Origin of the sequence: Proteus sp. fly-1013, assembly GCF_040140245.1 — a bacterium.
Lineage (GTDB): Bacteria > Pseudomonadota > Gammaproteobacteria > Enterobacterales > Enterobacteriaceae > Proteus > Proteus mirabilis_B.
Genome location: NZ_JBEEWD010000005.1, coordinates 249,685 through 272,871 on the forward strand (window position 1 = coordinate 249,685; position 23,187 = coordinate 272,871).

The window sequence follows — 23,187 nt, forward strand, 5'->3', positions numbered from 1 at the left end:
GGAAATATATGAATAATTTAATTGGAACACCAAAAGATATTGTTATGTCTAGTTTGGATTTTTGGAATGACGTTATTTCACCAGCTAGAAATAAAGCAGGAGAAGCATCAAGCACATATCAAAATTTTCTAGCAAAAGTTATAGACGAACTCGATCTTACATTTCAGGACACTAAAAAACATATCTGTGAGAAAATCAATGAGTTAGGATTTTCTCGTAAATATGAAACCCCCATCATTGATTTAAACATAGAACAAATGACTTTAGTTGGTATGAGAGAGTCAAAAGCGGTTAGACGCTCGGTACTGGCAACATTAAAGTCTCTTAGTCAACCAAAACCAAAATCACAGGCAGAAATTATTGCTGCTATGGCGCTGGCTAACTTAGAAAGCGAACGCCGTATATCTCATGTAGAGCAAAAAGTTGAACATGTGAATGAAGTCGTTGAACAAATAAAGCAAGGAACCATCCCCGCTGGCTGGATCGGGTACTCTCTGGCAAGAACTAAATCAGGCATGACGGTGGATAAATGCAAGACGCTCACCAAACAGTTCAATGTTCGCAAAAATAAAATAACTATTCTTACGCCCGAAGGTATGCCTAGACCAATGGCCATTATTCATGAGGCTGATTTTATATCTGCATTCAAGACAATGATGAATGAAGCCGAGAGACGTGGCACTCGCTGGCATCATCCTAAAATGGGATTGTTTCAGGCAATTGGCTGGGAGGATAAATAATGATTATTCAAACACATTTACTTCGTGCGGCTTTAGTTTGTGTGGCTAAACACGATCCTCGTTACTACCTGCAAGGTATTCATATCAGCAATAAGTACATTGAAGCGACTAACGGACATGTCGCTGTGCGTATGGAGCATGGCATTAAAACACGCCGTGATGCAATACTTGAGTTCAGAGGTTCTATTCCTGCAAAAGCAAACACAACAGAAATTAAATTTACTGAAGAGCCTTTTGCTATTCATCGCGACAAAAACGGTCATCGTGTGGGGTTCTCTGCACTTGTTTCACATAAAGGTGCACGATTTCCTGATTTAGATCGCGTAATCCCAACTGAATACGAACTTTGTTTACCCCCTATGCAGGCTATTTACCTTTCTTACCCTGAAAAGATGTTCGGTAAGGTACGAGGTTATAACGCAGTTTCTCTTCACCCTTCAGGCATGACAAATACTTGCTTATTTAAATTTAGTGAAGGAGTCAATACTACGTTCGGCAATCCTCAGTTCGTTGTAATGCCTGTCCGAGTAGAGGTGTATCACAATGATTGAGAAGAATAACACTGAGCATGAAATTAATGAATATGACGATCCGCTTATTAAAGCCATTCATCATTTTGATGACGGGTGCTGTTATATCGAGCCTTATCTTTATGACTTAAATTTTAGGCGGTTTATCCATGACGGAGTATATAAGCCCCGCCCTAACCCTAAGCAAGTTACAGAGCCAAAATTAACACCGACTATTAAAAAGAAAAAACGCAAATCGAAAGGAGTTCACCATGCTGAAGTTTGATAAAGATAACCGCTTAATTTTAGATGAATTAAAAACACTTGAAGACTATCTGAGAGCATTAGCTTATTGCAACTCTTCTATTATGCGTATTGATGCCAGTTTAGATAGACACCAAGAAAGTGACTCTGATTGGGCGATACGTGCAAAAACAGCTCGTAAATATTTGAACTGGCAACGTAGAGCGATTTGCGATCAGCTGGCTATCTTAAAACGCCAACGTAAAGAGGTCGATTATTCACGCCGAATACTCAGAAATGAAATGTTAGTTGCTGAACTTAAAAAGCTCATTACTCACGAAGAGTTCATGCAACTTGTTAATAAAGCCGAAACAGAAGCTAGCGCGCAATTAGTCTCTGTCTTGGAGGTAGATCATGATTACGACTGATCCTGTCTTAATTAAACTTATTTCAGACAACATGGCTGATCCTAGTGATATGACAGATGCAGTTTGGAAAGCTGGTTATCGTAAAACAGATTTTACCACTGAGCAGATCATTGATATTGCAGTAAGCATGACGGGTGATTCTATTTATTTAAAATTACCTCATGACAATTTGCCTAAGACATTGGATGACATTAGCAAATATCATTTAAACGATATCATTTTTGATGCTCATTGGGATAACCCACCAGCGATTATCGCACGGGATATTATGGAGAACGGGTATAGGAAGGGAGACAAAAAGTGACAACTACAACTCGATATATTAAGTGGAAGGAAATGATCCAGTTAACTGGCAAAAGCAAACCTACAATTTGGAGAATGTACGCAAAACGAAATGAGTTTCCCAGACCAGAAAGAACAAAAGGTGGTACGTTTTTAGGTTGGCCAGAACATGTCTATGAAGAGTGGGTTAGAAGTGAAAAACTGTAATGCTAACTTGACCCGTTACTTGACCCGCATCTCTTGCGGGTTTCTTTTTAAAATCGTCTAACTTGCTGATTTTAAATGGTACGCCCTACAGGATTCGAACCTGTGACCTACGGCTTAGAAGGCCGTTGCTCTATCCAACTGAGCTAAGGGCGCCTAGAAGAGATTAGACGTCAGCAATCACTGCTGATAACGGGTGTGAATTATACGTTCAACATTCTGAGAGTCAACGCTTTTTCAACGATATCAAACTATATGGTTAAAATATGGCAAGTATTCGACTGACAGATTGCTCTTGATCTGACAAAATAGACCAATACCGTAATTGAATAATTTGGATGTATAGATGTCAGCAAGAATTATAGATGGGAAATCGATTGCGCAGACCATCAGAAGCGAAGTTGCAGAAAAAGTAAAACAACGTATTAATGCAGGAAAACGAGCGCCTGGTTTAGCTGTTATTTTAGTGGGTGATAACCCAGCATCACAGATTTATGTTGGAAGTAAACGCCGCGCTTGTGAAGAAGTAGGCTTTATTTCTCGCTCTTATGATTTACCAGATACTACCAGTGAAGCTGATTTATTAAATCTCATCGACCAGCTTAATGCAGACAACACCATTGATGGTATCCTCGTTCAGCTCCCTTTACCTGCCGGAATTGATAATGTTAAGGTTTTAGAACGCATTCATCCTGATAAAGATGTGGATGGCTTTCACCCTTATAATATCGGCCGCCTATGCCAACGAGCACCTAAATTACGCCCTTGCACACCTCGTGGTATTGTCACACTACTAGAGCGTTGTAATATTCCTATGAATGGCTTAAATGCCGTTATTATTGGTGCATCAAACATTGTTGGTCGCCCAATGAGCTTAGAACTATTACTTGCGGGTTGTACAACAACAGTTACTCACCGTTTTACTAAAGATCTGCGCTTTCATGTTGAGCATGCGGATTTAGTTGTTGTGGCGGTAGGTAAACCTAACTTTATTCCTGGTGAGTGGATTAAACCGGGTGCAATCGTGATTGATGTCGGTATAAACCGTCTCGAAAGTGGTAAAGTTGTTGGAGATGTTGATTTTGAGGCAGCATCTCAACGTGCAGGCTGGATTTCCCCTGTCCCTGGTGGTGTAGGTCCAATGACAGTCGCCACACTTATTCAAAATACTTTGCAAGCATGCGAAGAGTACCACGACCCTGAAACAGGAAATAATTAATCGATGGAAACATTTCAATTAGATGGGCACGACTATGTCGAGCTTTGTGATTTATTAAAACTTCAAGGTTGGACTGAAAGCGGAGCCTCTGCTAAAAGTGTCATTGCTGAAGGTTTAGTGAGCGTTGACGGTGAAGTTGAAACCCGTAAACGCTGTAAAATTGTTGCTGGAAAAGTGGTCACCTATGGTGAGTTTTCCGTTAGCGTCAGCAAATAATCAGCAAATTAATTAATATTGAAAAAGCGTCGCTATCTTAGCCTCGCTTTTTTTCTTTTTAATCCTTTTTTACCTTTAATCTGCACTTTCTCCTTCTTTTTTCTTATTTAGTTATATTCTAAAAAGACAAATCAACATAACTCATTGAATTAAAATAAAACCATAAAAATTAATTTAATATATTTAAATTTAGATCATCATTTTTAAGCCAATCTATGGTTATAATTACTTGTCGCTGTTCAGCAAATTGTACATTTTATAAAAAAATAGATAAAAAGAAGTGCTATAAGTTATTATTTTATATATGGATAACACTTTTTAACCATTACTGTAAAACTTCAGCAACAACCCTTTTTATTGATACTTTTATCCGTTTATTCATGTTTAAATGCCCCTAAATGTGATTTAGATCTAATTTATTTCTACTTTCATTAGGCAAAAGAACATTGTTTGTACTAAATTACAGGTTATAATTTGAAACGATTCAGCTAGATGATACTATTTTAGTTGTTATTTTGTGATATTTAAGCCTTTCTTGCCCTTTATCTAACAGGAGATTTTATGCTCGGCTTACCCACTCAAGGTATCTCTATCTTTGCTAAATCACAGCAAAAATCGATGCCTGTTCTTTTATTTAAGGTAAGGAACTAGCATGAAACGCAGAGTAGCAACCATCACACTTAACCCTGCATATGATCTTGTCGGTTTAAGTAATCCCATTGAACTTGGTGAAGTTAATCGTGTTAAAACGGCTGGCTTCCATGCTGCGGGTAAAGGCATCAATGTGGCTAAGGTTTTAAAAAGCCTTGGCGTTGATGTTACTGTTGGCGGTTTTTTAGGCAAAGAAAATCAAGATGGATTCCAAAAAGAGTTTAGTGACTCCGGTATCGCGAACCGTTTTCAAATGGTTGAAGGCCGTACTCGAATTAATGTCAAACTCACAGAGCCCAATGGCAAAGTGACTGACTTCAATTTCTCTGGTTTTGAAATTACAAAACAAGACTGGACTCGCTTTGTTAACGACACGCTAAGTTGGGCGGGTCAATTTGATATGATTTGTGTCAGCGGTAGTGTTCCTCCGAGTGTTGATCTCAATGATTTCACTGCATGGATGACACGCTTACGTAGCGAATGTATGTGCTTGATCTTCGACAGTAGCAGAGATGCTTTTGTCGCAGGATTAAAAGCCTCCCCTTGGTTGGTTAAACCCAATCATCATGAATTAGAGATTTGGGCTGGCAGACCTTTACCTGAGCTTTCTGATGTTGTACAAGCGGCACAAACATTACGTCAGCAAGGTATTGCTCATGTTGTTATTTCATTAGGTGAACAAGGTGCTATGTGGGTAAATGCATCTGGTGCATGGATGGCAAAACCACCTAAGTGTGATGTTGTAAGTACAGTTGGTGCTGGAGATTCAATGGTGGGTGGTTTAATTTATGGTTTAATGATGCGACAAACCAGTGAGCACACCTTACGTCTTGCTACTGCTGTTTCTGCACTTGCTGTAAGCCAAACTAATGTTGGTATTCACGATCGTGAACAATTAGCAAAAATGATGGCAGAAGTAGAATTAACCCCTCTAAAATTATAAGTAATAACACTCAGTGGTAAATTGAATGATATTAAGTAGAATTACCACTGCCTTCATTAAATATATTAACGCTATGTTATAAAGACTCTAAAATAGAATCTCTTTAATTGATTAATATTTGTTTATTATTAAATCAAACTTTATTTTTTCTATTTATTCGATAAACTTCACTTTAATAAAAATTAATAAAGATATTCTAAAGCCAATAAAAACTTATTTCTGTTTTTAGGAGAAGTTATGGAAAGGCCCATAGTACTTTTATGGATCCAAGTTATTTCGGTATTATTTTTAGGTTTCAGTTTATTTATATTAGTTGCCGGGGCACCAATTTATTTATTAGCAATGGCAATGGGTGGCGGTCAAACAATGCTTGTGGGTTTGTTCATCATGCTGTGTCTAATTATAACGATGATAATGCAAGTTACAGCATGGATAAAACTCGCTAGAAACAGTAAAAATGCTTACTCTTTTTTGAAAATCTCATGGGTATGTTTATCTATTTCACTCTTTTTTATACTTAGTATTTCGATGTCATTGACAAATATGTCAGAAATTGGCTTTGTTGTTTTTTCTATTATCGTTATCTTAACGCATCGGCTTTTTTTCTCTGAAAATGTGATTGCTTATTTTGAAGATAAACAAAAAGATAGCGAAAGAGAAACCAGTATTATTAGTCAATAAAATAATCATCAGACAAAAAAATATCGGATATTAAATATCCGATATTTTTATATTAAACACGTATTAAGTGTAATTACTCAATCATTGTATTAATTATTACGACGCCAAACTGTTCCTTGAGGACCATCTTCTAAAACAATGCCCATCGCTGTTAATGCATCACGAGCAACATCAGCCGCAGCCCAATCTTTGTTTTTACGAGCATCGTTACGCTGTTGAATTAATGATTCAATTTTTTCAACTTCACCAGCATCATCCGCTTTAGCGCCACTTTGTAGGAAGTACTCTGGCTCTTGCTCTAATAAGCCTAATACCTTAGCAAGTTTACGTAACACTGCCGCTAAGCCATTAGCTGCATTCATATCAACTGATTTGAGGCGATTCACTTCACGCGCTAAATCAAACAAAACTGAATAAGCTTCTGGTGTATTGAAATCATCGTTCATTGCATCAATAAATTGCGCTTCAAACGCTTCGCCACCCGCAGGCTGTGCATTCGCATCAGTTCCACGTAATGAAGTATAGAGGCGCTCTAATGCAGTACGAGCCTGTTTTAAGTTTTCTTCAGTGTAGTTAAGTTGACTACGATAATGGCCTGATAATAAGAAGTAACGCACGGTTTCAGCATCGTAATAAGCCAATACATCACGAATAGTAAAAAAGTTATTAAGTGATTTAGACATTTTTTCTTTGTCTACCATCACCATACCCGAGTGCATCCAGTAATTAACGTAAGGACCATCATGGGCACAAGTTGATTGTGCAATCTCATTTTCATGATGAGGGAACATTAAGTCTGAACCACCACCATGAATATCAAAATGATGTCCTAATTCTTTACCATTCATCGCAGAACATTCGATATGCCAACCCGGACGACCTTCTCCCCAAGGAGACTCCCAGCTTGGTTCACTCGGTTTAGACATTTTCCATAAGACGAAATCCATTGGATTACGTTTTACGTTAGCCACTTCAACACGAGCACCGGCTTGTAGTTGCTCTAAATCTTGGCGAGAAAGTAAGCCATAATCAGGATCGGTATCAATCGCAAACATTACATCGCCATTGTCGGCAACGTAAGCATGTCCACGTTTAATTAACGCTTCTGTTAATTCAATAATTTCAGCAATATGGTGTGTTGCACGCGGCTCTGAATCAGGGCGAGCAATATTTAATGCATCAAAATCTTTATGCATTTCAGCTAACATACGAGTCGTTAATTGCTCACATGTTTCATTATTTTCAATCGCACGTTTGATGATTTTATCATCCACATCCGTTACGTTACGAACATAGTTAACATCGTATCCTAAGTAACGCAGATAACGGGTTATGGCGTCAAAAGCCACAAATGTACGTCCATGACCAATATGGCATAAGTCATAAATAGTGATGCCACACACGTACATACCTATTTTTCCTGCATGGATAGGTTTAAATTCTTCTTTTTGGCGAGTGAGAGTATTAAAAATCTTTAGCATCAGTGGACGTTCCCGTTTTCAACTGTACGTGTTTATTACGTTTTTATATAAAAGAAAATAACAACTACTATAGCATGATATTAATAAGGATATTGGATCTTGCAGTCAAAGCAAACGCAAGATCAGAGCTTTTATCTTACTCTGCTTAACGCTTATTTTCACTGTTCAATCGTTGATAGTGAACAATCAAACTTCTATTATTTGGCTAAATTTTGGCGAAAAGTGTTTTTTCTTTCTATTACTGATTTATTTGGCAAGAAAAAGTAGAGCGAGAAAAAGATGCATACTGACTAAATTAGGCAACTGTGATATAAAAACGGGACTGTTGTTTATGCCCAAATCTGGGTAAAGCTAAAATTATATTAGGATCTGAATATGGTTACTTTTCATACCAATTACGGCGATATCGTGATTAATACATTTGCAGACAAAGCACCTGCAACCGTAGAAAATTTTTTAGACTACTGTAAAGAAGGATTCTACGATAACACTATTTTCCACCGTGTCATCAATGGTTTTATGATCCAAGGTGGTGGCTTTGAACCAGGTATGAACCAAAAAGCGACCAAAGCACCTGTAAGAAACGAAGCAAACAATGGCCTAGCAAACAACCGCGGTACATTAGCAATGGCTCGTACAAACGATCCTCATTCTGCTACTGCTCAATTTTTTATCAACGTTGCAGACAACGATTTCTTAAACTTCCGTGCTGAAAATGCAAATGGTTGGGGATATTGTGTCTTTGCTGAAGTTGTTGAAGGCATGGACGTTGTTGATAAAATTAAAGCGGTTTCCACTGGTCGTAGCGGTTTCCACCAAGATGTTCCTCGTGAAGATATCGTCATTAAAAGTGTAACGGTTAGCGAATAAGCCTCACTTTTTATGTGTACGCTTTTTATTGCAGACCTGCATTTAAGTGAACATGAACCGGCAATCACTGCCGGTTTTCTTCGCTTTTTAAAAGAACAAGCTATTCATGCAAAAGCACTTTATATCTTAGGTGATTTTTTTGATTTTTGGATAGGTGACGATGATCCTAATCCTTTGCATCAACAAATTGCTCAAGCTCTGATGACGCTAAAAAATGCAGGAGTACCTTGTTATTTTATTCATGGAAACCGTGATTTTTTAATTGGCTCTCGTTTTGCAAAAGAGAGTGGTATCACCTTACTTCCACAAGAAAAAGTGCTCGAAATTGAGAAGCATCGCATCCTAATTTTGCACGGTGATACACTTTGTACAGATGATGAAGCGTATCAACGTTACCGTAAAAAAGTGCATAATAAATTTATTCAGCGCTTATTCTCACTACTGCCTTTATTTATTCGACTGCGTATCGCTGACAAAATGCGTTCGCGTAGCCAGCACGAAAATCAGTATAAGTCTGATGCCATTATGGATGTTAACCCACAGGCTGTGATTGATACTTTTAAGCATTTCAATACAGAATGGATGATCCACGGTCATACTCATCGTCCAGCAATTCACACTGTTAATATTGATGATAAAATACATTATCGTGGTGTATTAGGTGCTTGGCATACTGAAGGTTCTATGTTTAAAGTGACAGCTGAAAAAATAGAACTTATTCATTTCCCCTTCTAAGTTGTTTTGCTTATTTTCTTCATAAAAAGGCTGTTTTTTCTTTACGCAAACGTTTTCCTATGCGTGTTAGCGTGATACTATCATGCTCAGTTTATTAGGCTATATCCGTTTATGCTTACAGGAGCAGTTAAGTAATGTCTTCTCAAGTCGGTCTAAATACCTCTTCCGCTCGTATCGCTATTGTAATGGGCTCTAAAAGCGACTGGGCAACAATGTCTCATGCCGCTGATGTACTAGACGCACTACAACTTCCTTATCATGTTGAGATTGTCTCTGCACACCGTACCCCTGATAAGCTATTTAGCTTTGCAGAACAAGCCAAAAGTAATGGCTTTGATGTCATTATTGCAGGAGCAGGTGGTGCTGCCCATTTACCGGGTATGCTCGCAGCAAAAACGCTCGTCCCAGTATTAGGAGTTCCTGTTCAAAGTGCTGCATTAAGCGGTGTTGATAGCCTTTACTCTATTGTGCAAATGCCGAAAGGTATTCCTGTGGGAACATTAGCGATTGGTAAAGCAGGTGCCGCCAATGCCGCTTTATTAGCCGCTCAAATTTTAGCATTACACTCCCCTACTATTTTTGAAGCACTAACAGCATGGCGTACAGCACAAACTGATGATGTCTTAAATAACCCTGATCCAAGGGAGGCACTATGAAGCCAGTTTGTGTTCTTGGAAATGGTCAATTAGGACGAATGCTAAGACAAGCCGGTGAGCCTTTAGGAATTGCAGTTTACCCAGTCGGATTAGATGCAGAGCCTGAAGCCGTTCCCTATCAAAAAAGTATAATCACAGCTGAAATTGAGCGCTGGCCTGAAACCGCACTCACCAAAGAATTAGAGCGTCATACTAACTTTATAAACCGTGATATTTTCCCATTGCTTGCCGATAGATTGCCTCAAAAACAACTTCTTGATGAACTAGGTTTAGCAACCGCACCTTGGCAACCATTAACGTCACCAACACAATGGCCTGATATCTTCACTCAATTGGGTGATTTTATTATTGTAAAGCGCCGTGTTGGTGGTTATGACGGTCGTGGTCAATGGCGTATTCATCCCGGTGAAGAACAACAATTACCTGCTGAAATTTATGGTGAATGTATTGTTGAGCAAGGTATTCCTTTTTCAGGTGAAGTGTCATTAGTAGGTGCAAGAGATAGTAACGGAAATTGTGTTTTCTACCCTTTGACTCACAACCTGCATCAAGATGGCATTTTACGCATGAGTGTCGCCTTACCAACACCTGCGTCAAAACTACAACAATCAGCGGAAAAAATGCTGACTGCCATCCTTAATAAACTCAATTATGTGGGTGTAATGGCGATGGAGTGCTTTATCGTTGGTGATAAATTACTTATTAACGAATTAGCCCCTCGAGTTCATAACAGTGGTCATTGGACACAAAATGGTGCCTCAATTAGCCAGTTTGAGTTACATCTGCGTGCAATTTTAGATTTACCTATGCCAAAACCTGAAGTTTGCCAACCAGCAGTAATGGTTAATTTGATTGGTACTGATGTCAACCCTCAATGGCTTTCATTACCATTAGTTCATTTACATTGGTATGAAAAAGAAGTTCGCCCTGTCCGCAAAGTGGGTCATCTCAATCTTGTACATCGCGATAATCAACCGCTGAAAGAGACTCTCAAATCATTAAGCTTGATGCTTGATGATGCCTATCAGTACCCTATCAAATGGGCTTTAGAAAAATTAAGCTAGCAGTCCGACTCATAAAGTTAGAGAATAATAGCCTTTAAACGAACAGACCTTAGATAAAGAGGTCTGTTATTCGCTATTTTCTCCTGATTATTCAGGTTACTGCACCCATTTGATGGAGTCAGGATGCAAGCCACGCAACAGATTTTTGGTCCCGTTTATCAGTGGAGTATGCTGATATTATTGGGCTTTGTGTATTTTTTAGCTACCGCAACCACATTTACTTCTTTAGGTGTTGTTCTCCCTAGTATGATAAACGAGCTAGAGTGGAACTGGACTCAAGCAGGCCTTGGCTTTACGTTATTAGGATTAACCTGTGGTCTTGCGAGTTTTTTACCTACATTGCTGATCCGTAAATTAAGCGTTCGTCTTACATTACTTATTGGATTGATTATTTTTGTCAGTGGTTTCTATTTTCTTTATGAAACATACACTATTTCGCGTTATTTTCTCGGTACTGCACTGTTAGGTATTGGATTTACGCTACTGGCTACCGTACCCGGTACTTATGTTATTTCCCGCTTATTTGAAAAACAATCTTTTGCCTTTGGTGTCTATTTTACCATTGGTGGATTAGGTGGTGTTGCTGGACCTTGGATCTACTTTTTAGCAACCCATTTATGGCATACATGGCGAATGCACTGGCTGATTTCAGCGATCACACTCACTGTTGTTACTCTTCTCACTATCTTATTTTTACGCGAAGGCACAAAAGAGCAAGAGCACGCCAAAAAAATTAGCCAACTTCAAACCACAAAACGTATCTATCAAACTAAAGAGATTTGGACGGCTCGTCATGCTTTAAGAACATGGCAATTTTATGTTATTGCAGCTACTTACACGGCCTTTTTATGGTGTGGGATCACGGTCAATAGTTTTGCTGTTGCACATATTATTGAAAATGGTTTTGGTGAAACTATTGCTGCAACACTCTTAAGTAGTATGGCTTTTATCAATGCTTTTTCACGCTTAGCGGGTGGAGCTATTGGTGAATGGTTAGAACCTAAAAAATTACTTATCGCAAGTTTAAGCATTATTATCATTGGCTTGCTCGCGCTAAGTATGGCTAATTCTTGGGTTTACCTGATCTTATTTACGGTTTGTGTCGGTATCGGTTATGGCATGACGTTCTTAGCATCAAGTATTTTGCTTGCTAACTATTTTGGTCGCTCTCCTTACCTTGAGCTATTTTCAGTGATGAATTTAATTTCAACACTGGCTTGTTTAGCACCTTTCTTTGCTGGGGCAATCAAAGATATTTCAGGTAGTTTCACACCTGCATTCTTGATTTTAACCATCCCTGTTTTACTGATTTTAGCGGTCACACTGTTTATGAAACCACCCGTCTACCCTAAATTTCAGCATGCAAGTGAACAAGAAAAGTAACCATTAAATAAGCAAGATAGTGAGTTTCGTATTATAAGAACGCATTTTCTAAGGAGACGTTAAGCTGATGAATGATGCATTAATAATAAAATACTCAATAGGTGTTGGCATAGCTTTAGCCTGTTTTGTTGGTTTTGTCGTCGTATCTCTTTTTCATGACAAAAAGAAAAAACGTCGTAGAAATATTATTATTCATATCAGCCAAGCTATCTTGCTTTGTAGTTTAGTGCTTATCTTAAGCCAATATTGTGAAATGGCTGTGGTCGATTTTAATCTCCACTTTATCTCCTTTAGGATGATTAACTTTTTCACCTATGTCGGCATTGCATTAATTTTAATGCGGAAATTTTTCTTACTAATTAATCGGTTAGAAAAAGCTCAAATTAAAAAAGGCAGTGATCCTACTTCTGCTCGTATTATTTCTCGTATATTTAAAATCACTCTATTTGTCATTATCATTTTATTGTTCGGTGAGCATTTTGGTATGAGCTTATCTGGCTTAATGACATTTGGCGGATTAGGTGGGATCGCCATTGGCATGGCAAGTAAAGATGTCTTAAGTAATCTTTTCTCTGGCGTCATGCTCTATTTCGATCGCCCTTTTAATATTGGTGATTGGGTACGATCTCCTGATCGTAATATTGAAGGTACTGTAGTCGAAATTGGCTGGCGTATTACCAAAATCATCACATTTGATCATCGACCGCTTTATATTCCCAACTCGATTTTTTCCTCTATTAGTGTGGAAAACCCGGGAAGAATGACTAATCGACGTATTCAAACTGAAATTGGTTTACGTTATGAGGATTCAGATAAAATAGGCGTTATCGTTGAAGATATTCGCACCATGCTGATGCAAAATAACAAAATCGACACGCAACAAACGTTGTTAGTCTATTTTAATCAATTTGCAGACTCTTCACTCAATATCATGGTGTATTGTTTTACCAAAACAACAGTGTGGGCACAGTGGCTTGAAGCGCAGCAAGAAGTCTATTTAAAGATAATTGAGATTGTGCATAAACATGGCGCAGATTTTGCCTTTCCATCTCAAACGGTCTATATCGAAAAACCTTCTCCAATTACCCAATAATAGAAAATGGATAAGTTTATTTTCTCATAGACTTATCCATTCACTCACTTATCAAAGTGGTGGTTTATGCGCTTTAAATGCATAAAATCATCTTATTTGTCTTTTAATTTATTTCAATCACATTCACAACCAAGTATATTGTTCGCCAATTCTTCTATTGATAAAAACGCGAGCATAATGAAAAAAATGAAGTTGGCGTGTCACCCTACTCTTTCACACTATTTTTATTGTGAACGTCCGATTGTTGATATTGTTGATGCAAATTTAACGCAAGTGTCAGCAGTAGTGTTGTCATTGTCAGATATTGAGTCTGGCGAATTAGAGCGCATTTATCAAACAGGCTTTCAACTCCCCGTATTTATTGCAGTTAATCTTAATGATGCACTCAGTGCTGAATTGCTTAATCAAATTTCAGGGATTGTGATCACAGATAAAAGTGCGCATCAAAAAAATAGTGCGTTGATTAATGAAGCTGCACAGCAATATGAAAAGAGTCTGACAACACCATTTTTTTCACGCTTAGTGAATTATGTTGCCGAAAAGAACGTTGCTTTTGATTGTCCCGGCCATCAAGGTGGAGAGTTTTTCCGTCGTCATCCCGCAGGCGAACAGTTTTATCAATATTTTGGTGAGAATCTATTTCGTTCTGATCTCTGTAATGCTGATGTTGAAATGGGTGATTTACTTATTCATGAAGGTGCGCCTTATGATGCGCAAACTTTTGCGGCGCAAGTGTTTAATGCCGATAAAACCTATTTTGTTTTAAATGGAACATCCTCTTCTAATAAAGTTGCCTTAAATGCCTTATTGGCACCAAATGATTTAGTGCTATTTGATAGAAATAATCATAAATCCAATCATCATGGTGCGCTAATTCAAGCCGGAGCAACGCCTATTTATTTAGAAACCGCTCGTAATCCCTTTGGCTTTATCGGGGGCATAGATGCACATTGCTTTGAAGAGGACTATTTACGCCAACAAATCGCAGAAATTATGCCAGAACGCCAATTCGATAAACGCCCTTTTCGCTTAGCCGTTATTCAACTGGGTACTTACGACGGTACGATTTACAACGCAAGACAAGTCGTCGATAAAATTGGTCATCTTTGTGATTACATTTTATTTGATTCTGCATGGGTTGGTTATGAGCAATTCATTCCGATGATGAAACAGTGTTCGCCTTTGTTATTAACGCTTAATGAAGATGATCCCGGTATTCTCGTTACTCAATCAGTTCATAAGCAATTAGCCGGTTTTTCACAAACCTCGCAGATACATAAAAAAGATGCGCACCTTAAAGGGCAATCACGTTATGTTAATCATAAACGTATGAATAATGCTTTTATGATGCATGCGTCCACCAGCCCATTTTATCCCCTTTTTGCGGCTCTTGATGTCAATGCCAAAATGCATTCGGGTAAAAGTGGTGAAGCCATGTGGATGAATTGCGTAAAACAAGGCATCGAAGCTCGTAAATCATTACTAAAGCAGTGCCAGTTTATTAAGCCATTTATTCCTGAAATGGTTGATGGACTTGCTTGGCAAGATCACGACACAAATGAAATCGCTCACGATCAACGTTTTTTCAATTTTATTCCTAATGATAATTGGCACTCATTTGAAGGTTACGCCACCAATCAATACTTTGTTGATCCTTGCAAATTAATGCTTACAACGCCGGGGATCGACCCTCATACAGGGGAATATGAACCCTTTGGTGTACCAGCATCTATTTTGGCAAATTATCTACGTGAGCACGGTGTTATTCCTGAAAAAAGCGACCTTAATTCAATCTTATTTTTGCTGACTCCCGCAGAGCACCAAGCAAAATTTGATCGCTTAACCTCTTTGATTGTTCAATTTGAAAAGTACTTAGTTGAAGATGTGCCATTAGAAAAAATATTGCCTTCTGTTTGTCGTCGCTATCAATCTCGCTATCAGGGTTATACATTACGTCAACTCTGTCAGGAAATGCATGATATTTGTGTCACTTACAATATTAAACTACTGCAAAAGCAGATGTTTAGAAAAAGTCATTTCCCTAAGCGGGCACTAAGTCCGCAACAAGCTAATATTGAGTTTGTTCGTGGTAATGTTGAGTTTTTACCTTTAAATAAATTAGAAGGCAGAATTGCCGCGGAAGGTGCTTTACCTTATCCGCCGGGTGTTTTATGTGCTGTGCCCGGTGAAGTTTGGGGTGGTGCTGTTTTACGCTATTTTCAGGCACTTGAAGTCACAATTAATCAACTACCGGGCTTTTCAACTGAACTTCAAGGTGTTTATATTTATGATGAAGATGATGGCAGTAAGCGCATTTATGCTTATGTTATAAAAGAATAATTGTCTTATCTTTTCCCATAAAAAATGCTGATGTTTAATAGCATCAGCATTTTTATTTAACTCTATTTATGAGCCTTATTTATTTCAACTATTCACCCTGAATTCGTCGATACTGCCCTTTATCTTGCAACAGTCTGATCCCTAAAATACTGCCACATAATGAAAGTAATAGTGCGGCAACAATAGGTACGGTGATCCACATTCCCCATTGGGGCTGCCAAGGAAAATTAAACACTGATATTTGTAATAAGCTTAATGCAACCTCGGCACCAATCGCCGCAGCTAATCCTGCCATTAAACCTAACAATGCAAATTCAGCCCAAAGAGTCCGTCTTAATAATGATTTACCTGCGCCTAATGTACGATATACCACCAGCTCAATACGTCGCTGTGTCATTCCTACCTGAATTTGAGCAACTAACAATAACGCACCACAGATCATTACCAATCCAACCATAATCTCCAATGCTCGACTGACTTGCTGTAAGATTTGTTGAACTTGTTGAATTAATGCGCCTGTATCTAATACGCTTACAGTTGGAAATTGCCGATTAAGTGCCGTAATTAGTGCCCCTTCGCCATTGTAGTAAAAGCTACTCATCCATTTTTCTGGCTGATTACTTAACCCTTCTTCAGAGAAAATAAAGAAGAAATTAGGACGCATATTTTCCCAATCAACATGGCGAATACTAGTCACAATGGACTTAAATTCACGAGTATCACCGACAAATGTTAATTCATCACCTAACTTAATTTCGAGTTGTTCAGCAACACCTTGATCAAGAGAAACACCATTCCCTACTGGAGGCCATGTTCCCTCAACAATCACATTATCTTTTGGCAATTCACTATGCCACGTTAAGTTAAGCTCTCGACGAACAGTGTTATTACCAGCATCACGTTTATCTGCCCACTCTTTGGCATTATTCTCATTAATTTGTGTTAAACGCGCTAATACCACAGGAAATGCATCCGTAGGTTCAACATTATACTTTGCCAATAAAGTATTAATTTCTTGAACTTGAGGCGCAGACATATTGATTAGAAAATAATTAGGGCTATCTTCTGGCAACTGTTTTTGCCATTTGTCTAATAAATCACCTTGAATAAGGATTAAAAGCGTTAATAACATAAATGAAAGCGCGAAAGCCGCAAGTTGAGTCATCGTTTGAAATGGTTGTCGTAATAAACGAGTCACCGCTAAACGTGCGCTGAGTTGGCGGAATTTAAACTGCTTTAATACCCATAATCCTAACCAGCCAATTATTCCAAGTAGAAAAGCAATAACAACAACACCAAATAGAATTGACCAGAGTAAAACGCCCGTTCCCGCAAAAAGTGTTAAAGCACCGACAATAATTAAGCCTACAATCGGTAAATAGTAACGCAGAGGCCATATAGGTGCCGTGGTATCACTTCTTAATACACGGGAAGGTTGTGTCGCCATTAGTTGATAATAAGGTCTTAATCCTGTTAATAAAGCAATTAACAGTAAAGAGCCCACAGACCATACCCACGGTAAAAAACTCGCTTCAGGCAAACTTTTAGGTAAAACAGGCGCTAAAATTTGTAGCAGTATCGCCTCAAAAATAAGCCCGACTAATGAACCGACAACAATCGCACCAATGAGGATCACTCCCCATTGCCCAACAATCCACTTTCTCAATGCTCGTTTATCTGCACCTAGTGTTTTTAATACCGCAATTAAGGTATGACGACTACGGCAATAATGAGCCATTGAAACAGCAACTGCCGATATAGCAAGTAATAGCGTTAAAAGAGCAGAGAGCAAAAGAAAGTTTTTCGCACGCTCCATTGATTGTGAAAGCGCTCCACTGTCTTGTTTTAAACTATTCCAACGCTGGTCTGGTTTTAATAGTGGATCGAATCGTTGCTGATAACTATCAATCACAGCTTCATCGCCCGCAAACATATAGCGATAAGTCAGGCGGCTTCCGAGTTGCACCGCTCCAGTTGCTTCAACATCATCAAGGTTAATTAAAATACGAGGTGCGATTTGAAAAGGATTAAACCCGCTATCCGGCTCTTGAATTAATACTCCACTGATTGTAAATGTAGCGTCACCTACATCAATGTTATCGCCGACTTTTATATCAAGTAATTCAAGTAATCTGGCACCGACAAGCGCAGTTCCTTTTTCAGGTTTTAACCCTGCTGGCTCTGTTTCTAACTCACCATACAGTGGATATAGGTTATCTGCGGCTTTCACCAACGCCAGCTGAGGTGTATCACCTTCAGGAGCATAAGACATGGTGGTAAATTGCATTTGGCGACTCAGAGTTAACCCTTCTTTTTTCGCCTCTGTAAGCCAGTTTTCATCAACGGGATAGGATGCACGTAAGACTAAGTCTCCAGCAATTAAATCTCGACTTTGAGCATAAATGCTTTTATCGATGCGATCACCTATACGCCCTAAAGCAAGTACACAAGCAACTGCCAGCGCTAAAGAAAGCCAAACAATTAATAGTGCAGGAGAACGCCATTCACGCCAAAACCAACGCCAAATCATGACTCCTCCTTAAGTTGTCCATCTACTAATCGTAATCGTCTTTGGCAACGAGCTGCTAGCTCATTGTCATGAGTAACTAAAATCAAAGTTGTTGCATAATCTCGGTTAAGAGAGAACAACAAGTCAGCAATTTTATCACCAGTTTTACGATCAAGGTTTCCTGTTGGTTCATCCGCAAACAGAATAGCTGGTTGAGTGCAAAATGCTCTTGCTAATGCAACGCGCTGTTGCTCACCGCCAGAAAGCTGTACTGGCATATGGTATAAACGTTCACCTAATCCTAACAGCTTAAGTAAATCAACTGCACGCGCATGGCTGTGCTTTTCTGACTCACCTTTTAATAATGCGGGCAACTGCACATTTTCGAGTGCATTCAATGTTGGGATCAACATAAATGATTGAAAAACAAACCCAACATGTTGAGCTCGCAACTTGGCACGCTCTTCTTCATTCATTTGTGTGAGATCTTCACCCATCAAATGCACGCTGCCAGAGGTGCCATCATCTAATCCAGCAATGATCCCTAACAGTGTCGATTTTCCCGATCCTGACTCACCAATTAACGCAATTGTTTGTGCAGGCTCGACAACTAACTCAACACCCTGCAATATAGAGATCTGACTATCACCTTGTCCTACTTGTTTGGTTAACTGATGAACTTCAAGAACCTTTTCCGTCGACATACATTTTTCCTTATCGTTATGATGATGTTTAGCTTTAAGGCAATTGCTGCTGATACCTTTTTGATCTTTGGTGACAGCTTGAGTGCAGGATACCGTCTTCCGATTGAAAGCGCATGGCCACAACGCCTTGCTGATAAATGGAAAACAACCTACCCTGAAATTAATGTTGTTAATGCAAGCATTAGTGGTGAAACTGCCTTTCAGGGACAAAATAGGCTTCCTGATTTATTAAAACAGCATCAACCACGCTGGGTTTTAATTGAATTAGGTGCAAATGATGGTTTACAGGGATACCCTGTTGCACAAACAAAAGAGGCATTACAAAACATCATTACACAAGTGAAAGATGCCGGTGCAACGCCACTTTTTATGCAAATAATGATTTCACCTAATTACGGTAAACGTTATACACAATCGTTTTCAGCGATCTATCCAAAACTCGCTGAAGATAATGCGATCCCTCTGCTTCCTTTTTATATGGAGCAAATCGCTGATAAACCTGAGTGGATGCAAAATGACAGCATACACCCCAATGAAGATGCTCAGCCTTTTATTACGCAGTGGATGGATGAAACATTATCCCCTTACTTAACACGTTAGACTATTCTGACAGTAGTTGACGTAGATTAAACGAGATTAATTGTAAAATTATGCAAAAAACGGTATTGATTACAGGAAGTTCTAGTGGAATAGGACTCTGCGCGGCAAAAGCACTAAAGAAAAGAGGCTATCGAGTTCTTGCTGCTTGCCGTAAAGGTGAAGACCTTGAACGCATGGAAACACTGGGATTAGAACCTATTCATCTTGATCTTGATGATCCAAAAAGTGTTGAAAATGCGGCACTAGAAGTTATTCGCCTGACAAACGGTCGTTTATATGGATTATTTAATAATGGTGGATTTGGCGTTTATGGCCCATTAGATGCCATTACTCGCCAACAAATGGAAAAACAGTTTTCGACTAACTTTTTTGGTTTACATCAGCTAACTACATTACTTCTACCAGCCATGTTACCCCATGGTGAAGGACGCATTATTCAAACGAGTTCTGTAATGGGGATCATCTCAACTCCCGGTCGAGGTGCTTACGCTGCTAGTAAATATGCGGTAGAAGCGTGGTCTGATGCGCTAAGAATGGAGATAGCGCACACTGGAGTTAAAGTGAGTTTAATAGAGCCGGGTCCAATACGAACTTGTTTCACTGAGAATGTCGCTCAAGCCGAAAAAGATAAACCTGTAAAAAATCCGGGGATTGCGAGTCGTTTCACATTAACGCCTGAAGATGTGGTGAAAAAGCTTATTCATGCTTTAGAAAGCCCAAAACCTAAGATACGTTATCCCGTAACCTTATTAACTCACGCTGTCAGAATACTAAAGCGTTTTCTACCTGATATTTTAATGGATGCAATTCTCAGTCGCCAGAGTGGCAAGGCTTGATTTTTCAGTATCCACCCTTACTTATTAATAAAATAGCTTTATAAATCGCATCTATATTTAAAACTCTCAAAAAGGGGCAAGTTAATGTTAGCAACTGCACATATTGTTGATGTAAATGAATCAAATATTCAACAAGTTATAGAACAATCCATGACGAAACCAGTCATGATGTATTTCTATTCAGAACGTAGCCCTCATTGTGCAGAGCTTGGCGCAACATTAGATAAACTAGCAGCCGAATTTGCTGATCAGTTTATTTTGGCAAAATTAGATTGTGATGTTGAACAAATGATTGCCTCACAATTTGGCCTACGCGCTATTCCAACTGTTTATATTTTGCAAGAAGGTCGCCCAGTTGATGGCTTCCAAGGTCCTCAACCTGAAGAAGCCATTCGTCAAATTTTAGCCAATGTATTACCTAAACCAGAAGAGTTGAAAGCAGCACAAGCCGCACAATTACTTTCTGAAGGAAAAGCAGAAGAAGCATTACCGCTACTAAAAGAAGCTCACCAGCTCGCACCTAAAAATAGTGAAATTACACTTGCACTAGCAGGTGCTTTAATTTCTTTAAATAAAAGTGAAGAAGCACAAACTCTGTTAATCACCATCCCATTACAAGATCAAGACAGCTACTACCATAGTTTGTTAGCGCAAATTGAATTACAAAAACAGGCGGCTGATACGCCTGAAATTCAACAATTACAGAACGATTTTAATCAACAGCCTGAAAATACCGATCTTGCTATTCAACTTGCACTAAAATTACATGAAGTTGCCCGTAATGAAGAGGCATTAGAGTTGCTATTTAGCTTTATCAAAAAAGATCTAAATGCAGGTGATGGGCAAGTTAAGAAAACCCTGATGGATATTTTATCAGCCTTAGGCACTAATGATAATTTAGCGTCTAAATATCGTCGTATGGTGTATTCTTTACTTTATTAATTTTACTTTCTTATTAAAGCAGACTTAGGACAGGTATATGGAAATAGTCATTGGTATTATCATCTTATTCGCTATTATTTTAGTTTTATGCGGTGTTAAAACCGTTCCACAAGGTTACCAGTGGACTGTCGAACGTTTTGGTCGTTACACTCGTACTCTGACTCCAGGACTTCAAATTCTCGTGCCATTTGTCGATCGTGTTGGTCGCCGTATCAACATGATGGAACAAGTACTTGATATTCCTTCTCAGGAAGTTATTTCTCGTGATAATGCCAACGTCAGCATCGATGCAGTCTGCTTTATTCAAGTGATCGATCCTGTAAAAGCCGCTTATGAAGTCAATAATCTTGAGCTTGCCATTATTAACTTAACACTCACTAATATTCGTACAGTGTTAGGTTCAATGGAACTTGATGAAATTCTTTCTCAGCGTGATCAAATCAACAGTCGCCTTTTACTGATTGTTGATGATGCAACAAACCCTTGGGGTATCAAAATTACTCGTATCGAAATTCGTGATGTCCGCCCACCAAAAGAATTGATTTCTGCAATGAATGCGCAGATGAAAGCTGAGCGAACTAAACGTGCTGACATTCTTGAAGCTGAAGGTATTCGTCAAGCCGCTATCTTAAAAGCTGAAGGTGAGAAACAAGGACAAATTCTAAAAGCTGAAGGTGAGCGTCAATCTGCATTCTTACAAGCAGAAGCCCGTGAACGTGCAGCAGAAGCTGAAGCCAAAGCAACACAAATGGTATCTGAGGCCATCGCCAAAGGTGATATGCAAGCAATTAACTACTTTGTTGCTCAAAAATATACTGATGCGCTGTCTCAAATTGGTTCAGCTAATAACAGTAAAGTTATTATGATGCCACTAGAAGCAAGTAATCTCATGGGTGCAATTGGCGGTATTTCTGAATTACTTAATACCAAAAAAAGTGACTCTGGCAACAAGAGCAATTAATTATGATTGAATGGATTAGTGCTCAACCTGCACTTTTCTGGCTTTGTCTTGGTGGCTTGCTGTTAATTACAGAAATGTTAGGAACAGCAGGATACCTTTTATGGTCAGGAATAGCGGCTCTGTGTGTATCGTTGATTGCATGGATACTGCCTATTAGCTGGCCTATTCAAGGTGTTTTATTTGCGATATTAACGGTTATTAGTGCTGTTCTTTGGCACCTTTGGCTTAAACGCAGAAAACAATCAAAAGAAGCTGAGAACTTAAATCAGAAAAGTCACCAACTCATTGGTGTTCATGCTGTTTTATTATCAGATACGGAAAACGGTTTTAGTCGCGTTAAATTAGCTGATGGTAGTTGGCGTGTTTATTCAGACACGCCATTACTTGCAGGTGATAAGGTAGTTGTAACCGAAATTGATGGTATTACCTTACAAGTGATTGCACTTAAACCGGCTGTTTCTGGTGATGACAACACCCTGACAAATGATTGATGATTGGGCACTCTGCTCCGTCATCACCCGGACATTCGCTGGCTAACAAAAGTAATCGCTGGCGAATGGCATTAAGCTCATTAATTGTTTTCTCAATTTCAGCCACTTTTTTTAAGGTGGCTTCTTTCACGTCTGAACTATGACGAGAAGGATTTCTTAGCAACATTAATAAAGCTCGACACTCTTCTAAACTAAAGCCAACTTCTCTTGCTTGGCGCAATAATGTTAACTCTTCAATATGTTGAGCCTGATAATAACGATAGCCGTTTTCACCTCTTCCCGGTGGTGTTATCAAGTCTTTCTCTTCATAAAACCGAATAGCTTTAGCCGTTAATCCTGTTTTACTTGCGATTTCACTAATATTCAAAATTCCCCCTTGACCTTCCCCTTGCGGAAAGGTTTAGCC

At 38.9% G+C, this 23,187-nt stretch carries 26 protein-coding genes and 1 tRNA gene; 22 read left to right on the top strand and 5 right to left on the bottom strand.

Annotated elements, in window-relative coordinates:
• Positions 1–8: 8 nt before the first annotated feature.
• The 6 genes from ABN236_RS11710 to ABN236_RS11735 are packed head-to-tail and all read left to right on the top strand — an operon-like array spanning position 9 to position 2,409.
• Positions 9–740, top strand: coding sequence for a DNA-binding protein (locus ABN236_RS11710; RefSeq protein WP_349474043.1), 732 nt, complete (start codon positions 9–11; stop codon positions 738–740).
• Positions 740–1,291: a hypothetical protein gene (locus tag ABN236_RS11715; protein WP_349474044.1), complete on the top strand. Its 552-nt coding sequence runs from the start codon at positions 740–742 to the stop codon at positions 1,289–1,291. Before ABN236_RS11710 ends, ABN236_RS11715 begins: the two co-directional genes overlap by 1 nt.
• The gene (locus tag ABN236_RS11720) at positions 1,284–1,535 is read left to right on the top strand and encodes a hypothetical protein (RefSeq protein ID WP_349474045.1); all 252 of its coding nucleotides are present in this window, start codon (positions 1,284–1,286) and stop codon (positions 1,533–1,535) included. The genes ABN236_RS11715 and ABN236_RS11720 overlap by 8 nt, the downstream gene beginning before the upstream one ends.
• Complete coding sequence (locus tag ABN236_RS11725; RefSeq protein WP_349474046.1) at positions 1,522–1,920, top strand: hypothetical protein; 399 nt, start codon at positions 1,522–1,524, stop codon at positions 1,918–1,920. The genes ABN236_RS11720 and ABN236_RS11725 overlap by 14 nt, the downstream gene beginning before the upstream one ends.
• Positions 1,907–2,224, top strand: coding sequence for a hypothetical protein (locus ABN236_RS11730; RefSeq protein ID WP_349474047.1), 318 nt, complete (start codon positions 1,907–1,909; stop codon positions 2,222–2,224). The genes ABN236_RS11725 and ABN236_RS11730 overlap by 14 nt, the downstream gene beginning before the upstream one ends.
• Positions 2,221–2,409: a helix-turn-helix transcriptional regulator gene (locus tag ABN236_RS11735; protein ID WP_255311101.1), complete on the top strand. Its 189-nt coding sequence runs from the start codon at positions 2,221–2,223 to the stop codon at positions 2,407–2,409. The genes ABN236_RS11730 and ABN236_RS11735 overlap by 4 nt, the downstream gene beginning before the upstream one ends.
• A gap of 76 nt (positions 2,410–2,485) precedes the next feature.
• Here the strand turns inward: ABN236_RS11735 and ABN236_RS11740 are convergent.
• Positions 2,486–2,562: transfer RNA gene (locus ABN236_RS11740), tRNA-Arg, on the bottom strand.
• A 190-nt stretch (positions 2,563–2,752) separates the two neighbouring features.
• Here ABN236_RS11740 and folD point away from each other — a divergent pair.
• The 4 genes from folD to ABN236_RS11760 all read left to right on the top strand — a co-directional run bounded on the left by folD (position 2,753) and on the right by ABN236_RS11760 (position 6,116).
• The gene (gene folD, locus ABN236_RS11745; protein ID WP_075673948.1) at positions 2,753–3,625 is read left to right on the top strand and encodes a bifunctional methylenetetrahydrofolate dehydrogenase/methenyltetrahydrofolate cyclohydrolase FolD; all 873 of its coding nucleotides are present in this window, start codon (positions 2,753–2,755) and stop codon (positions 3,623–3,625) included.
• Between the two features lie 3 nt (positions 3,626–3,628).
• On the top strand, positions 3,629–3,841 hold the full coding sequence (gene ybcJ, locus ABN236_RS11750; RefSeq protein ID WP_088494802.1) for a ribosome-associated protein YbcJ: 213 nt from the start codon (positions 3,629–3,631) through the stop codon (positions 3,839–3,841).
• A gap of 652 nt (positions 3,842–4,493) precedes the next feature.
• Positions 4,494–5,435: a 1-phosphofructokinase gene (gene fruK / locus ABN236_RS11755; protein ID WP_088494801.1), complete on the top strand. Its 942-nt coding sequence runs from the start codon at positions 4,494–4,496 to the stop codon at positions 5,433–5,435.
• Between the two features lie 237 nt (positions 5,436–5,672).
• Positions 5,673–6,116 (top strand): hypothetical protein, encoded by a 444-nt coding sequence (locus tag ABN236_RS11760; RefSeq protein WP_349474048.1) that lies wholly within the window; start codon positions 5,673–5,675, stop codon positions 6,114–6,116.
• Between the two features lie 89 nt (positions 6,117–6,205).
• On the opposite strand, the gene cysS is transcribed toward ABN236_RS11760, so the two are convergent.
• Positions 6,206–7,597: a cysteine--tRNA ligase gene (gene cysS / locus ABN236_RS11765; RefSeq protein WP_349474049.1), complete on the bottom strand. Its 1,392-nt coding sequence runs from the start codon at positions 7,595–7,597 to the stop codon at positions 6,206–6,208.
• A gap of 375 nt (positions 7,598–7,972) precedes the next feature.
• On the opposite strand from cysS, the gene ppiB reads away from it, so the two are divergent.
• The 7 genes from ppiB (at position 7,973) to ABN236_RS11800 (ending at position 15,738) form a co-directional block, all read left to right on the top strand.
• Positions 7,973–8,467 carry a peptidylprolyl isomerase B gene (gene ppiB / locus ABN236_RS11770; RefSeq protein ID WP_006533972.1) on the top strand — a complete coding sequence of 165 codons (495 nt, stop codon included), beginning with the start codon at positions 7,973–7,975 and terminating at the stop codon, positions 8,465–8,467.
• A 12-nt stretch (positions 8,468–8,479) separates the two neighbouring features.
• Complete coding sequence (locus ABN236_RS11775) at positions 8,480–9,202, top strand: UDP-2,3-diacylglucosamine diphosphatase (RefSeq protein WP_194951055.1); 723 nt, start codon at positions 8,480–8,482, stop codon at positions 9,200–9,202.
• Positions 9,203–9,336: 134 nt separating this feature from the next.
• Positions 9,337–9,858: a 5-(carboxyamino)imidazole ribonucleotide mutase gene (purE, locus tag ABN236_RS11780; protein WP_088494797.1), complete on the top strand. Its 522-nt coding sequence runs from the start codon at positions 9,337–9,339 to the stop codon at positions 9,856–9,858.
• Complete coding sequence (purK, locus tag ABN236_RS11785; protein WP_349474050.1) at positions 9,855–10,922, top strand: 5-(carboxyamino)imidazole ribonucleotide synthase; 1,068 nt, start codon at positions 9,855–9,857, stop codon at positions 10,920–10,922. Before purE ends, purK begins: the two co-directional genes overlap by 4 nt.
• Before the next feature lie 123 nt (positions 10,923–11,045).
• Positions 11,046–12,305 carry an MFS transporter gene (locus ABN236_RS11790; protein WP_349474051.1) on the top strand — a complete coding sequence of 420 codons (1,260 nt, stop codon included), beginning with the start codon at positions 11,046–11,048 and terminating at the stop codon, positions 12,303–12,305.
• Positions 12,306–12,372: 67 nt separating this feature from the next.
• Positions 12,373–13,398 carry a mechanosensitive ion channel family protein gene (locus ABN236_RS11795; protein ID WP_194951058.1) on the top strand — a complete coding sequence of 342 codons (1,026 nt, stop codon included), beginning with the start codon at positions 12,373–12,375 and terminating at the stop codon, positions 13,396–13,398.
• Between the two features lie 177 nt (positions 13,399–13,575).
• On the top strand, positions 13,576–15,738 hold the full coding sequence (locus ABN236_RS11800; protein ID WP_349474052.1) for an ornithine decarboxylase: 2,163 nt from the start codon (positions 13,576–13,578) through the stop codon (positions 15,736–15,738).
• 88 nt (positions 15,739–15,826) lie between these two features.
• On the opposite strand, the gene ybbP is transcribed toward ABN236_RS11800, so the two are convergent.
• Together ybbP and ybbA are read right to left on the bottom strand one after the other, a co-directional pair.
• A complete protein-coding gene (gene ybbP, locus ABN236_RS11805; protein WP_349474053.1) occupies positions 15,827–18,268 on the bottom strand; it encodes a putative ABC transporter permease subunit YbbP in 2,442 nt (813 codons plus the stop codon).
• Positions 18,265–18,951, bottom strand: a complete 687-nt coding sequence (gene ybbA / locus ABN236_RS11810) for a putative ABC transporter ATP-binding protein YbbA (RefSeq protein WP_349474054.1) — start codon at positions 18,949–18,951, stop codon at positions 18,265–18,267. Before ybbA ends, ybbP begins: the two co-directional genes overlap by 4 nt.
• Between ybbA and tesA the strand changes: the two genes are divergently transcribed.
• The 5 genes from tesA (at position 18,922) to ABN236_RS11835 (ending at position 22,781) form a co-directional block, all read left to right on the top strand.
• Positions 18,922–19,551, top strand: a complete 630-nt coding sequence (gene tesA, locus ABN236_RS11815; protein ID WP_349474055.1) for a multifunctional acyl-CoA thioesterase I/protease I/lysophospholipase L1 — start codon at positions 18,922–18,924, stop codon at positions 19,549–19,551. The genes ybbA and tesA overlap by 30 nt on opposite strands.
• 50 nt (positions 19,552–19,601) lie before the next feature.
• Complete coding sequence (locus ABN236_RS11820) at positions 19,602–20,387, top strand: SDR family oxidoreductase (protein WP_088494789.1); 786 nt, start codon at positions 19,602–19,604, stop codon at positions 20,385–20,387.
• Between the two features lie 84 nt (positions 20,388–20,471).
• Positions 20,472–21,329 (top strand): co-chaperone YbbN, encoded by an 858-nt coding sequence (locus tag ABN236_RS11825; RefSeq protein WP_088494788.1) that lies wholly within the window; start codon positions 20,472–20,474, stop codon positions 21,327–21,329.
• A 37-nt stretch (positions 21,330–21,366) separates the two neighbouring features.
• The gene (locus tag ABN236_RS11830; protein ID WP_349474056.1) at positions 21,367–22,290 is read left to right on the top strand and encodes an SPFH domain-containing protein; all 924 of its coding nucleotides are present in this window, start codon (positions 21,367–21,369) and stop codon (positions 22,288–22,290) included.
• A 2-nt stretch (positions 22,291–22,292) separates the two neighbouring features.
• Entirely contained in the window at positions 22,293–22,781 is a 489-nt protein-coding gene (locus ABN236_RS11835) for an NfeD family protein (protein WP_349474057.1), read from the top strand.
• Here ABN236_RS11835 and cueR read toward each other — a convergent pair.
• Positions 22,735–23,148 carry a Cu(I)-responsive transcriptional regulator gene (gene cueR, locus ABN236_RS11840; RefSeq protein WP_088494785.1) on the bottom strand — a complete coding sequence of 138 codons (414 nt, stop codon included), beginning with the start codon at positions 23,146–23,148 and terminating at the stop codon, positions 22,735–22,737. The two genes, ABN236_RS11835 and cueR, sit on opposite strands and share 47 nt — an antisense overlap.
• Between the last annotated feature and the right edge of the window lie 39 nt (positions 23,149–23,187).